Raw genomic sequence first — 12651 nt, 5'->3', positions numbered from 1 at the left:
ACTCGTGGCAGAGTTGCGCCGGCTAGGTGCACTCAGGACCCTGTCTTTTCGTGCATGTCGCCGGTGAACAGCCACCTGTCAGCATCTAAGCGACCATCAACAGGAGGTAGATCTGCCCGGATCTCTCCTCGCGTCCGGCGGTGCTCCAAAGCGCCGGCGATTGCGCTTGCAAGCTCTGCGCGCTTGATTGTGGGTGAGAGCACTTTATGGCCCTGCTTCTGCAGCCACTCTGCAATGCCGGTTTCCGTGCTGGCGACGATCTCGGTTCCGACGCTGAGGCCCTCGATGATCGGGAGACCGATCTGCTCCTTCCAGTTGGTGAAGGGTTGCGACAGCAGGACGGCGACGTCAGCATGACGCTGCGCCTCGAAGATGACGTCTCGGGCGGGGTCGATGATGACCGTCGTGCGCGGTGCCGTCTGCGCCCAGCGGAGGACCTCCGCCTCGAGCGGCCCCTTGCCGAGGATCTGCAGTTCGGCGTTCGGCGACGACGCCAACACGTCCGACCAACTGTCCATGAGCTGGCGAATGCCCTTCCGCTCGTCGAGTGCACCCACGAACAGCACTTTCGAGGCCGGCTCGTCGCTGTCGACGGTGAGCGCGGACGGGTGGGCTGTCGGCAGGCCCCAGATCAAGATCGTCTCCGGTGGACGACGCTTCAGCCGGGCGCCGAGCAAAGCTTCGTAGTTCGTCTCCGCGTCGGCGGTGCCGAAGACAACGCGAGTCAGCGACCGGTAGCAGAATCCAACCGTCAGACGCAGCAGGGCCCGGGTGACGGCGACTGGCAGATGCGTGCTCGCAGCGACCTTTCGCGGCAGGTCTGCGTTCTCGATCGCGTAGGTCACGAGCTGGGTCGGCTGCCGATGAAGCAGCCGGCCGACGCGCGCTGCCACCGAGAGAACCAGGTTCTGCGGCAGTGCGCTGGGAGCGTAGGGTTCGACGATCTCCAACCTCGAGTAGGTGCCCTTGAGGACCAATGCCGCGATGTGCACGAACGACGTCTGTTCCACCCGGACCCCTGCAGGAGCTCGGGTCATATCGAAGTCGTACATCGGCTTCTGATAGAAGAAGTCGCCCGGGGCGCTGTCGTGCAGCCGCTCGAGGTGCGTCGTTCGCGCGCCGCGGTAATACCGGGCGATAGGTTTCTGGGTCATCGAGGCCAAGCGTCCTTCGTCACACGTTCGAAAGCAGGCTGTTCCGTCTGGTGCAGACCGTCCCGATACGCCAACCAGAGGTCACCAGCGAAGCGGAATCGGCCTGCGGCGACGCGTTTGCCCACACGGAGCGTCGCGCGGATGACGGAGGCCAGGAGGAAGTGCCGCTGACGCGCAGCGACACGGCCGAGTCCATACGCCGAGTAGAGCTGGACTCGGTCGCCGGCGATGCTGTGCGACGACGAGACCGCATGTGCGACGGTCGCGTCGGGTGCGATCGCAACCCCGAAACCCGCGGCGCGGGCGCGGTAGCCGAACTCAACGTCCTCCCAATACATGAAGAAGGTCTCGTCCAGCACGCCGACTGTCTCCAGAAGTCGTCGGGAGACCAGGACGCACGCCCAGGTCACGAAGTCGGGGCTCGTCGACCCCGCTGTCTCGTCGATCCTCAGGGGGAAACCGATGGCCGGGCCGAGCGCCTGGAGCGAGCCGTCCTCATTGAGGATTGCCGGACCGACAATCCCCACATTCGCATCGCGTTCGAACGCCGCCAGCATCACGGACAACGCTCCCTCGTGCAGCCGAGCGTCGTTGTTGATGACGAGCACGAAGTCTGCGTCTGCCTCGAGGGCGTAGCGCAAACCGACATTGACTCCAGCGGAGAAGCCGCCGTTCTCCGACCGTTCGAGCAGGACGTGTGTGGGAGCGTCCGACGTGTCGAGCGCTTGCCGAAGTGTGCCGTCAGCCTCGTTGTCGACGATGATGATCTGGTTCAGACCGCCGTCCTGTGCGAGCGAGGCTATGCAAGCGGTCGTGTTCGCGGCGTCGCGCCAGTTCAGGACGACCGCGGCAATCGAAGGTTGGGGCGAGGAGACCGCTTCAGGACGATCCATCAACGCTCTCGCAACACGTTCGAGACGATCTCGGCCGTCCGGTCCCAGCTGTACGTCGCCGCCGGCGCTGTGGCATGGGGGCGGCCAGCCAGGGCCGTACGCATCGCTTCGGCCCAGGCCAGGTCGTCGTGCGCGTCACCGACCGGGAAACCCTGCCCACTCGAGATCTCGGCGATCGACTCGCAGCCCTCCCAGAAGATCACCGGGGTTCCGCAGGCGATGCTCTCGACCGCCGGAAGTCCGAACCCTTCGACCAACGAGGGGAAGACTGTGGCGGCTGCGCCGCGGTAGAGCTCAGCGAGCTCCGGGTCGGAGAGCCCGCTCCGCACCTCGACACGATCGGCCACCCCGAGCTCGGCGGCCCGACGCTCGGCACCCTCGCGGTCGTTCATGACGACGACGAGTCGGGCGTCAGGCACGCGGGCCAGCGCTCGGAAGACGACGTCGACGTTCTTGTGCGCGCGCAGGTTGCCGACGTACAGGAAGTAGGGGAGAGCATCCGCAGCGTCGGTCGGGGCCTCGCCCGGGTGGAATGCGTCCGACAGTCCGTTGCCGGCGTTGACGACACGGACGCGGTCGTCGTCGACCCATTCCTCGATGGCGCGCTTGGAGGTCTCTGACACGGTCAGCACCAGTCGGTTCCGACGGATGATCGGACGCAGGACGGCCGAGTAGTGCGCGAGGTACACCGCGCGCCGACTGGTGGTGGGGTGCAGGTGGATGAGGTCGTGGACCGTGACCACCTGCGGTGAGCGGGCGAGGAACCCGTTGTAGCCGGGGGAGTAGATCGTCTCACCGCCGGGTGTCCGGCGCACGCGGAGGAAGTCCTGCGGATCGGACGGCTTGCCGCCGACCTCGAGCGCCGACCACTCGACGCTCAACCGCGGGAGTACCTCGGACGCATAGCGACCGATGCCGTGGACGCCGCTCCACCTGGTGTCGGCAAGGATCATGAGGCGAGGGTCCGATCGGTTCCGTCAGCGCGGGCGGATCGACCGACCCAGCCGGTGAGCTTGGTGGCGAAGGCGGCGGATCCGAACAGGGCGTTGACGCGCTCCTGAGCCGGAGCCATGTCGACGAGCAGGGCGCGCTCGACCGCCTCGCGAAGCGTCGCGTCATCGAGCGCATCGACGACGACACCACCGTCGATGGCGAGCACGCTCTCGGACGCGCCACCTTCGGAGAGCACGAGCGCGGGCGTGCCGAGGGCCATCGCCTCGACGGGCATGATGCCGAAGTCCTCCACCGCTGCGAACACCAGGAGCGATGCTGTCTGGTAGAGCGCGAAGAGCAACTCGTCGCTCGGCCTCGTCATGATGATGACCGGCACCGTCGCGGCATCCGCGAGCGCCTGCAGTTCGGCGTGCTGCGGTCCCGCGCCCGCGAGCACGACCGGCAAGCCGGCGAGTTCGCCGGCACGGATGGCGACGTCGAGCCGTTTGTAGTCGACGAAGCGGGAGGCGCCGAGGACGTACTCGGACGGCAGCGTCGAGAACAGGTAGGCGTCTTCTGTGCTGAGTCGGTCAGCCCAGGACGGCACGCTCTGGAGGTATTCGACGCGGACCGGCGGATGGATGACCTCGGCCTCGACGCCCCACGAGCGTTCCATCCGCTGACGGATGTAGTCGCTGTTGGCAGCGAACGTCGCGCCGTCCTGCGCGCGCTTACGGTCGACTCGACGGAGTGCGGGGGCGAGTGCGCGGGCAGCGAGGTTGCCGCCACGGACGTCCAGCTCGGGGGCCCAGAGGTATCGAGCAGGTGTGTGGACGTAGACGAACCGCTGCGGGCCGTCGGCCGGCTGTCGTCCGCCGGCGTGATGCGCGAACGCGTGCGAGCTGATGAGGACGAAGTCGGCGGCGGAGACGTCGGTCCTGGCCCAGGTGGCCGGCATGAACGGCAGCGCGGCCGCTTTGCTCTTCCGCAGGGGTGTGCGGGCGATCCAGGATTCACTCACGGTGTGGCCGGGGAAGCGGTCGGGAGCGTTGCTCCACAAGCAGTGGATGTCGGCGTCGGGGTAGGCGGCGGCCATCGCATCGACGACGTTCTCGGAGCCGCCGTGCCGCTCGATCCACTCGTGGATGATGAGCCCAGCCATTAGTGGGCTTCCTTGCCCGGAGCCACGACGGCCCGGATCGTCCGCCAGAGGATGACGACGTCCCCCATGAGCGACCAGTTCTCGACGTAGTACAAGTCCAGCCGGATCGCGTCCTCCCAGCTGAGCGCCGAGCGGCCGCTGACCTGCCAGAGGCCCGTCATACCGGGCTGGACGATCAGGCGGCGCTTGGCCGCCGAGTCGTAGAGTGCGACCTCGCCCTCGCGCTGCGGGCGCGGGCCGACCAGGCTCATGTCACCGCGGAAGACGTTGATGAGCTGGGGGAACTCGTCGAGGGAGAACTTCCGCAGGGTCGCGCCGACGCGGGTGAGCCGCGGGTCGTTCTGGACCTTGAACAGCGGTCGGTCGCTCGTGCCCTGCTGGGCGAGCAGCGCGGCGAGCTCGGCGTCGGCGTTGACGCGCATGGAGCGGAACTTGAGCATGTTGAACGGCTCACCGTTGAGCCCGACCCGCTCCTGGCGGTACAGCACCGGTCCGGGGCTGGTGAACTTCACGAGGAGAGCGACGACAAGGAGGATCGGCGAGGCGACGAGCAGAATCGCACCGGAACCGAGGATGTCGAAGAACCGCTTCGAGAACCGCTTCCGTCCCTCGTAGCGCGGTGTCTCCACGTGGATGAGCGGCAGGCCGGCGACGGGACGCGTGTGGATGCGAGGGCCACCGATGTCGGTGAGGCTCGGCGCGACGATGAGGTGCTGGCGGCCCGGCTCGAGACTCCAGCTGAGCTGTCGGACCCGTACTGGCGTGAGTTCATCGGAACTCGTGATGATGACCGTGTCTGCACCTGTCGCTTCGAGTGCCTGCAGCACGGTGTCGACGGTGCCGGAGACCGGGATCGTCGTGGACCCGAGCGTGCCGCCGACCTTGCCCGTCGGAACGCAGGCACCGACGACGCGGTAACCCGAGTCCGTCGATCGACCCAGCTCGGCGGCGATGTGCTCGGCGGAGTCGGCCGACCCGACGAGGAGCACCAGCGAGGAGTACCTGCCGCGGGCTCGCTGGACCGACAACCACTGCCGCCACATCCAGCGCGACAGCAGGAGGACGAGGATGCCAAGGGGGAACGCGAGGAGGAAGTACCCGCGGGCGAGGTCGAGCTTGAAGAGGAACGCGACGATCGCGACAAGTCCGAAGAGTCGGACACTGGCATCGGCGATGAGCTTGTATTCGGCGTTGCCGCTGCCGACGATGCGCGCCTCACGGGTGCCGAACACCCGGAGGACGATCATCCATGCGCCGATCAGGACCAATGAGATGACCGTGTAGTTCACTGCCACCCGCGCGGCGTCGAACCCCACCGAGGTCGTCTCCTGGTCGAAGTCGAACCACACGAGCTGCGTCCCGAAGACCACCCAGATGAGCACCAGCGCATCGGTCAAGGCGAGACGGTTCGCATACACACGCCGCCAATCACGCACGACGACGGGCTTGGGGGCGGGGGAAGTGCTCGCGGGCGTCGTTGGCAGCGGCACGGAAGGCTGCGACAACATGCGGTCTCCGTGGTGGAACACGTAATTACTACTGATGACGAGAGAGGAAAGCGGCGTTTCGATACGCGAATGTATCGGTGTTGTTGACATTAGCGGTCTGGATGGCCGACATCTGTCCCCTTTTTGGCGGTTGTGCCCCAGTTGGGCCACAATCGCGACAACTGTAGGGGAAACCCTACTGGGCGTCAGTTGTCGTTCGACGTTCTCAGGACCCGACCGAGGCCCATGAGACGCCGCCGTCGGGCGAGCTGAAGAGCGTGTCGCCTACCCAGAGCCAGCTCACACCGTCCGCCGACGTGAGTGCAGCCGGTGCTGCGAGATCGGCGTCGGCGATGCACGAGACCTCCTCCGGCGCGGACGTGGCGGTCAGGGTCGCGCCGGGCACGCGGAGCACTCCGAGGCCCGTGCAACCGGTGACTCCACGGGCGGCGAACAGGATCTGTTCCGGCTGGAGCTCCACGGCATGGATGCCCGCGAACGGAATGGCTGTCCATGAACCGTTCGACGCATCCCACTCAGCGAGGACGGCAGAGCAGGCCGTCACCGTGCGGGTTTCGTCTGCCGCGAGCACCTCGACGGCCGGGCACGGTGCCGCGACCGGCTGACCCGCCATGACGACGGCGGAGGAGCCGTCCGGCGCCACCGGTGTCTGGTACGCGACGGTCGAGAGCAGTTCGGGCGAGGAGTCCCAGGTGTCGCCGGCGTCGGCCGACGAGAATCCGCCCACCGCGCACTCCGCCCCGGCTGATCCGACGAGTTGCACCTCGTCCTCGCTCGTCGCTGTGAGGGCGTAGACGACGCGGAGGTCGAACGCCTGGGCGGTGGGGATCACCGCCCAGGTGACGCCAGCGTCCTCGCTGCGCTCGACGACGGCGGGAGCTTCGCAGGTGCCCTGTGTCGCACGCCAGAGGACTGTCGCGTTCCCAGCAGCGATGAACCGGTTGGTCGCCTCATCGGCAACGGGCTCCTCGGTGACCTCCGGCGAGGCGGTGGTCGTCGGGGTTCCACCGAACGTCGGAATCGGGCGCTGCGTCGGGTCATCAGTGCTGCGGCCGTTGGCCGTGAGCGCGAGCCCGACGAGGACGACGTCGGCGATGAGGAACAGCGCCAGTCCGATGATCGCCAGCGTCCGACGTTTGGAGCCGAGTCGATCCCAGAATGTCTCCTTGCGATCGCCCGCACGATAGGTCGACCTGCTCTGCTTCGGTGTCACGCTCGGTCGCCCGCCTGGGCCAGTCGATCCGCGATGACGGAGACGTGGTCGTGGATCTGGTCGCCGACCCGCGCGTAGGTGGACGCGCTCCGGCGGTAGGGGTCTTCGATGTCGTCGTCCTCCGCGTCCTCGGGCGGCGGGACGGAGCCACGCTGCGCGGCGACCTCGTCGACGAGCGTCCAGGGGTCGGAGACGACGTGGGTCTCTGCGACGAGCCTCGCGAACTGGGGCACGGTGAACGTGACGCGGGAGGCTCGGGGGAGGAGCCGTGCCACGACGCTGCGGTGTTCGCGGGTCGCCGTCAGGATCAAGTCGGCATCGGCCACGAGGTCGCGGTCGAGCGGTGTGGGGACGTGGCCTTCCGGTGATCCGCCGAACCGACGCGACTGCTCGACCACCTCGTGGGGCATCTCGAGGCCCTGGCCGACGCCCGTCCCCGCGCTCGACACGGCGATCGGCCGGCCACCCGCGGTGACGCCGGCGGCCGCGAGCCGCGCGGTGAGGATCTGCGCGCCCAGTGCGGAGCGGCAGATGTTGCCGGTGCAGACGAAGAGGACCGAGAACGGCCGAGAAGGGGTCCCAGGGGAACCGGTCACTTCTTCACATCCTCGGCGTAGCCGTACCCGGCTCCGTAGCCGTAGCGTGCGTACCCGTAGGCGTCAGGGCCCTTCGTCGGCACCATCGTCATGACGAGTCCGGCGACCGAGGCGTTCACGTGCGTCAGCGATTCGAGCGCACCCTTCAGCTGGTTCTTGTGGGTCCGGCCGGCTGCGACGACTACCAGTGCTCCACCGGTGTGACGCGCGAGGAGCGCACCGTCGGTGACCGGCAGGAGTGGCGGTGCGTCGATGATCACGTAGTCGAACTGCTGCTCCAGCCCACGGATCAGCTTCTGCATGACGACGGAACCGAGGAGCTCGCTCGGGTTCGGCGGTACGGCTCCGGCGGGGAGGATCTGCAGCAGGCCGCGCCCCCACTGCTGCATGGTGTCGTCGAGCGTGGCTCGACGGATGAGGACGTCGCTGAGACCGACGGCACCCTCGATGTCGAAGTAGTTCGCGAGCTTCGGGCGGCGGAGGTCCGCGTCGATCAGGACGACCTTGTGGCCGGCATCCGACAGCGCGATCGCCAGGTTCGCCGCCGTCGTGCTCTTTCCCTCACTCTGGATGGACGACGTGATGACGTAGCTGCGTGGCTGGTCGGTGACGTCGAGGAACTGCAGGTTCGTCCGGAGGCTGCGGAACGACTCGGCGCGCGGGCTCTTCGGATCGGCCTGCACGATGAGCGGACGCTGCTTCGCCTTCGGGTCCCACGCGATGCCGCCCATGAGCGGGATGTCCGTGACACCTTCGACGTCGCGCTCGTTGCGGATGCGAGTGTCGAGCGTCTCCTTCAGCACGGCGAAACCGACACCGATCGCGAGGCCGACGAGCAGGCCGAGCGCGATGTTGAGGGGGACGTTCGGGCTCACCGGGGTGTTCGGGACGCCGGCCTGCTGCACCAAAGTCAGCTTGACCGGGCTGGACGCCCCGTCTTCCGGCGTCTCGATCTTCGACACGACAGCCGTGAGACTCTCCGCCGTGGTGTTGGCGATCTCAGCGGCCAACACGGGGTCGGGGTTCATGGCCGTGATCTCGATGAGTGTCGTGTCGAGCGGCGCCGAAGCGGTGAGCTGCTGAGCGAGCTCGCCCGCCGTGATGTTGAGTTCCAGGGAGCCGACGACGGGGAGCAGCACGATCGGGGTGCTCACGAGGTCGGCGTAGGTCTTCACCCGCTGCTGTGTGAAGGCGTTGCCCTGGGCCAGTTCCTGCACGTTGTCGCTGGACTGCGTCGAGACGAACACCTTCGCCGATGAGCTGTACTCGGGCGTCTTGACGAGCGAGTAGGTCGCTGCGATCGCGACCCCGAGGAGCGCGAGCGCGACGATCAGCACCCAGTACTTGCGAAGGACACGGAGATAGTCACGAAGCTCCACGCGGTGGCATCCGATCAGTCAGAGGGGAGAGCATGGCACCTCGGTTGGAGGCGGCCCCGAAGAGGGGGTTGTGAGCCATGGTGCCACAAACCGTCAACTGTTCCCGAGCGTCGTGATCGAGCGAGTCGACGCGTGCCGTAGCTTTGCGACCGTGACGGACGACCTGGGAACCCCTTCGAGCACGGACGCGCGACGCGCCAGAATGCGGCTGACCATCGCGCTCATCGGGCTCGCGGCCGCGGCGCTCCTGGCCGCGACCATGCGAGCTGGCGTGCAGCTCCCGCAGCCGTTCGACGCGCTCGGCGGCTACCTGCTCGTGTGGGTCCCGCTTGTCGGTGCGGTGCTGCTCGCCCGGTTCGCCGTCTCGGCTCCTCGTGGAAGCGCGCCGGTGATCGGCCTCGCCTTACGACCGATCGACCTGCTCTGGGGGCTGGCCGCGGGGCTCCTCCTCCGCATCATCGTCAGTGTCCTCGAGGTGGTCGTCTACGGCTCATTGCCGGCGACGGCCAGCGGCGGAGCGCCGACCGGGAGTGCGCTCATCGTGATCTCGTTCATCGTCGCCGTGCTTGCGGCCACGGTGATCGCCCCCGTCGTGGAGGAGCTGTTCTTCCGAGGACTGCTGTTGCGATCGGTGCGCGGCAGTATGCCCGGCCGGGCGGCTTGGATCGCCGTCGTGATCTCGGCAGCGCTGTTCGCTTCGCTCCACGTCGTGGTCGCCAGCGGGCCGTCGGAAGCACTCGTCACCGGTGTCGGGACGTTCCTCGTCGGCCTCGGAACCGGCACCGCCGCAGTCCTCACCGGGCGACTCGGCCCGGCCATCGTGACGCACATCGTCTTCAACGCCTCGCTTCTCGTCCTCGGTGTGACCGCCGTGACCGGTGGAACAGGCGTCGTGATTGAATAGCGCCCATGCCGTCCCCATCCGACGACCGTCGCTCATCTTCCGGCGGTCGCCCCGCCGCCCGACGGTCAGAGGGCTCGAGCCGCACTGACCGTGCCCGCCGGAGATCGAGCGCCAGTTCGCGGGCCCGCCGTCGGGAGGGTGCGCGTGACGAACGCCTGAAGGTGCGCCGTCGCAGGACGCTGCTCATCGTCGGTGCTCTCGTCCTCGTCATCGTCGGCGCCGTGGCTTGGATCGGCGTGCGCGCCTTCCTCGCCAAGGGCGAGCTCGAGGCGGCGGTCCCGTTGGCGCAGACGGTTCGCGAGCAGGTCGTCGCCGACGATCCCGGTTCGGCCGGCAAGACCGCACGCGAGCTGGCTGCGCATGCTCGATCGGCCGCCGGCCTCACGAGTGATCCGATCTGGCGAGCCGCCGAGATCGTCCCGTGGGTGGGACCGAACCTCACCGCCGTCCGCGAGCTGGCCGGGGCGACCGAAGATGTCGCCGTCGGTGCCATCACGCCGCTCGTGAACCTCGCCGGGTCGCTGCGCCCGGAACTGTTCAAGCCCGTCGACGGCGCGGTGCCGCTCCAGCCGATCGTCGATGCACAGGAGGACGTGCGCAAGGCTGACGACGCTCTGGAAGGTGCTGCCAAACGAGTGCGGACGATCGACGACGGCCCGCTCATCAGCCAGGTCCGCGGCGCGGTCGACCAGTTGCGGCCCGTGCTCACCGAGACCGCCGACACGGTGGACGCGGCGAGACGCGCGATCGACCTGATGCCGGCCATGCTCGGTGCCGACGGACCCCGCACCTACCTCGTGATGTTCCAGAACCCGGCCGAGCCGCGCGCGAGTGGCGGGAACCCCGGCGCGCTCGCGCTCATCGGGACCGATGGCGGACGCATCACGTTGTTGCAGCAGGCGTCCACCGCCGACTTCCCGCGGTTCCCGGAACCGGTGTTGCCACTCGCGAGCGACACGGCCGGCATCTACGGGAACATCACCGGTCGATGGTTGCAGAACGTCACGCTGACGCCCCGGTTCCAGGAATCGGCCCAGCTGGCCTCCGAGATGTGGCTCGAGCGATTCGGAACCCGGGTCGACGGTGTGCTCAGCATCGATCCGGTCGCCCTCGGCTACCTGCTCGACGCGACCGGCCCGATCGCCCTCGCCACCGGCGACGAGCTGACCTCGGCGAACGCAGCTGCCCTGCTGCTCAACGAGGTGTACATCCGGTACCCGGCCGGTCCCGATCAGGACGCGTTCTTCGCTGCGGCGTCGGGCGCGGTCTTCGACCGGATCGCCTCCGGGAACTTCGATCCGACCGCGTTCATCGGTGCGCTTGCGAAAGCCGGTTCGGAACGACGGGTGTTGATCTGGAATGCGGCCGAGACGGAACAGGCCCTGCTGGACGGGACGACGCTGACAGACCTGCTGCCGACCGCGGCCCAGGCGCCCAACGCGTTCGGCGTGTACATCAACGACGCCACCGGCAGCAAGATGGGCTACTACCTCGACGTGCAGACGGCTGTCGGGACGGCGCAGTGCGGCACCGACGGGAGACTCCTCGGCCTGCGATTGACCCTGACGAACACCGCACCTGCTGACGCGGCGACGACGCTCAACGACTACATCACCGGCCAGGGCCAGTACGGCGTACCCAAGGGCAGCTTCCGGTTCCGGGTGATCGTCTATGCGCCCCCCGGGTCCATGCCGGGCGGCGTCGAGCGCGATGGGGCAGTGCTCCCATCGCAGCCGGCGACCGACGGTGAGTTCCCGATCACGCAGTTCGCGATCGAACTCGCGCCTGGCGAGAGCACGACCGTCGACCTCGGTGTGACGGCGTATGACGCATCGGGAACCCCGGAAGTCGTGGCCACGCCGAAAGTTCATCTCTCTGAAACACAACAGGCGTCCATTAACTGTGAATTTGCTCTACAGTAAGGACTGTTGTCGCTCTTGACCCGTTTTCGGGGGGTGTCGGGGAGGCACGATCTACTTCCGCCGCACGACGACAGCGTCAAGGCGGTCGGCTACAGCACTGTCATTGCACCAGCACACCTGCAACGCCTTCAAGGGGACACTCATGATCAAGAAAATCACCGCGATCTTCGCGCTGGTCCTCGCGGGCCTGTTCATCGCGCCTGTCGCAGCCAACGCCTTCTACGCTCCCGACGGATCCGTCACGGTCAGTGGCACGATCACGCCGGGCGGCACCAGCACGGTCGCCTTCACCGCCGGATCCTTCCAGCCCGGCGAGACGGTCTCGTTCACGCTGACCGGTGAGAACGCCTCGGGCGCCACCCTCGCGGCGGTCGACTCGAAGTCGCTCCAGAAGACGGCTTCCGGAACGGGCGCCGTCAACCTCAACGTGACGCTCCCCAGCAACGCGTCCGGCACGTACACGGTCACGGCCACCGGCCTGACCTCGCTCGTCACCGTGAACGCGACCCTCACGGTCACCGCTGCCGGCTCCGGCTCGGGCGGCAACGACAACGACCTCGCTGACACCGGCTTCGGCGCTCCGGCGTTCGTCGTCTGGGGTGCAGCCGGCGCAGTCGCGCTCGGCGCAGCGCTCATCGCGGTCCTCGTGATGGTTCGTCGCCAGCGCGCTTCGCTCGCGGCCTAGCCACACCGCGGCTCACGCCGCACACGAAACGGCGGCCGGTGCTTCTGCACCGGCCGCCGTTTCGTCGTTCCCGGACCCTACGCGTCGTCGCTCGGGTGGTCGGGGTCCTCCTCTTGGTTGAAGTTCGAGGCGTCGGGGTCGTGGCCGACCGCGAGGCCGTCCTCGCTGTTGGGGATGGTCTGGTTCTCGCCCAGGCCGCCCGGCTTCGGCGTTCCCTCGCTGCTGTTCTGGTCGGTGTCGTTCGTGTCGTTCGTCATGGGGACAGGTTAAGAGGTACGCGAGCGCGCGCGAGCAGGCTTGAC

12 protein-coding genes are annotated in these 12651 nt (G+C 67.7%); 3 read left to right on the top strand and 9 right to left on the bottom strand.

Features of this window, described 5'->3' with window-relative positions:
- Positions 1-32: 32 nt before the first annotated feature.
- The 8 genes from ACLIME_RS09825 to ACLIME_RS09790 all read right to left on the bottom strand — a co-directional run bounded on the left by ACLIME_RS09825 (position 33) and on the right by ACLIME_RS09790 (position 8838).
- Positions 33-1154 carry a glycosyltransferase family 4 protein gene (locus ACLIME_RS09825; protein ID WP_411556792.1) on the bottom strand — a complete coding sequence of 374 codons (1122 nt, stop codon included), beginning with the start codon at positions 1152-1154 and terminating at the stop codon, positions 33-35.
- On the bottom strand, positions 1151-2047 hold the full coding sequence (locus ACLIME_RS09820) for a glycosyltransferase family 2 protein (protein WP_411556791.1): 897 nt from the start codon (positions 2045-2047) through the stop codon (positions 1151-1153). The genes ACLIME_RS09825 and ACLIME_RS09820 overlap by 4 nt, the downstream gene beginning before the upstream one ends.
- On the bottom strand, positions 2047-3000 hold the full coding sequence (locus ACLIME_RS09815; RefSeq protein WP_411556790.1) for a glycosyltransferase family 4 protein: 954 nt from the start codon (positions 2998-3000) through the stop codon (positions 2047-2049). Before ACLIME_RS09815 ends, ACLIME_RS09820 begins: the two co-directional genes overlap by 1 nt.
- Entirely contained in the window at positions 2997-4142 is a 1146-nt protein-coding gene (locus tag ACLIME_RS09810) for a glycosyltransferase (protein ID WP_411556789.1), read from the bottom strand. The genes ACLIME_RS09815 and ACLIME_RS09810 overlap by 4 nt, the downstream gene beginning before the upstream one ends.
- The gene (locus ACLIME_RS09805; RefSeq protein ID WP_411556788.1) at positions 4142-5539 is read right to left on the bottom strand and encodes a sugar transferase; all 1398 of its coding nucleotides are present in this window, start codon (positions 5537-5539) and stop codon (positions 4142-4144) included. The genes ACLIME_RS09810 and ACLIME_RS09805 overlap by 1 nt, the downstream gene beginning before the upstream one ends.
- Before the next feature lie 316 nt (positions 5540-5855).
- Positions 5856-6863: a hypothetical protein gene (locus tag ACLIME_RS09800; protein WP_411556787.1), complete on the bottom strand. Its 1008-nt coding sequence runs from the start codon at positions 6861-6863 to the stop codon at positions 5856-5858.
- Positions 6860-7459 carry a low molecular weight phosphatase family protein gene (locus tag ACLIME_RS09795; RefSeq protein ID WP_411556786.1) on the bottom strand — a complete coding sequence of 200 codons (600 nt, stop codon included), beginning with the start codon at positions 7457-7459 and terminating at the stop codon, positions 6860-6862. The genes ACLIME_RS09800 and ACLIME_RS09795 overlap by 4 nt, the downstream gene beginning before the upstream one ends.
- Positions 7456-8838, bottom strand: a complete 1383-nt coding sequence (locus ACLIME_RS09790) for a polysaccharide biosynthesis tyrosine autokinase (protein WP_411556785.1) — start codon at positions 8836-8838, stop codon at positions 7456-7458. Before ACLIME_RS09790 ends, ACLIME_RS09795 begins: the two co-directional genes overlap by 4 nt.
- Positions 8839-9040: 202 nt before the next feature.
- On the opposite strand from ACLIME_RS09790, the gene ACLIME_RS09785 reads away from it, so the two are divergent.
- The 3 genes from ACLIME_RS09785 to ACLIME_RS09775 all read left to right on the top strand — a co-directional run bounded on the left by ACLIME_RS09785 (position 9041) and on the right by ACLIME_RS09775 (position 12349).
- Entirely contained in the window at positions 9041-9742 is a 702-nt protein-coding gene (locus ACLIME_RS09785; RefSeq protein ID WP_411556784.1) for a lysostaphin resistance A-like protein, read from the top strand.
- A gap of 161 nt (positions 9743-9903) precedes the next feature.
- Positions 9904-11664, top strand: coding sequence for a DUF4012 domain-containing protein (locus tag ACLIME_RS09780; RefSeq protein ID WP_411556783.1), 1761 nt, complete (start codon positions 9904-9906; stop codon positions 11662-11664).
- A gap of 142 nt (positions 11665-11806) precedes the next feature.
- On the top strand, positions 11807-12349 hold the full coding sequence (locus ACLIME_RS09775) for a hypothetical protein (RefSeq protein ID WP_124769927.1): 543 nt from the start codon (positions 11807-11809) through the stop codon (positions 12347-12349).
- 77 nt (positions 12350-12426) lie between these two features.
- On the opposite strand, the gene ACLIME_RS09770 is transcribed toward ACLIME_RS09775, so the two are convergent.
- A complete protein-coding gene (locus ACLIME_RS09770) occupies positions 12427-12606 on the bottom strand; it encodes a hypothetical protein (RefSeq protein ID WP_064296076.1) in 180 nt (59 codons plus the stop codon).
- Positions 12607-12651: the final 45 nt, after the last annotated feature.

Source organism: Plantibacter sp. MPB07 (assembly GCF_046619465.1).
GTDB classification, from domain to species: domain Bacteria; phylum Actinomycetota; class Actinomycetes; order Actinomycetales; family Microbacteriaceae; genus Plantibacter; species Plantibacter auratus.
Note: the sequence above shows the minus strand (reverse complement) of the source record. Positions and strands in the feature narration are given on the sequence as shown.

Coding starts and splice junctions, on each gene's coding strand:
- ACLIME_RS09825 (WP_411556792.1), bottom strand. CDS start 1,154: ATGACCCAGAAACCTATCGCCCGGTATTACCGCGGCGCGCGAACGACG.
- ACLIME_RS09820 (WP_411556791.1), bottom strand. CDS start 2,047: ATGGATCGTCCTGAAGCGGTCTCCTCGCCCCAACCTTCGATTGCCGCG.
- ACLIME_RS09815 (WP_411556790.1), bottom strand. CDS start 3,000: ATGATCCTTGCCGACACCAGGTGGAGCGGCGTCCACGGCATCGGTCGC.
- ACLIME_RS09810 (WP_411556789.1), bottom strand. CDS start 4,142: ATGGCTGGGCTCATCATCCACGAGTGGATCGAGCGGCACGGCGGCTCC.
- ACLIME_RS09785 (WP_411556784.1), top strand. CDS start 9,041: ATGCGGCTGACCATCGCGCTCATCGGGCTCGCGGCCGCGGCGCTCCTG.
- ACLIME_RS09775 (WP_124769927.1), top strand. CDS start 11,807: ATGATCAAGAAAATCACCGCGATCTTCGCGCTGGTCCTCGCGGGCCTG.
- ACLIME_RS09770 (WP_064296076.1), bottom strand. CDS start 12,606: ATGACGAACGACACGAACGACACCGACCAGAACAGCAGCGAGGGAACG.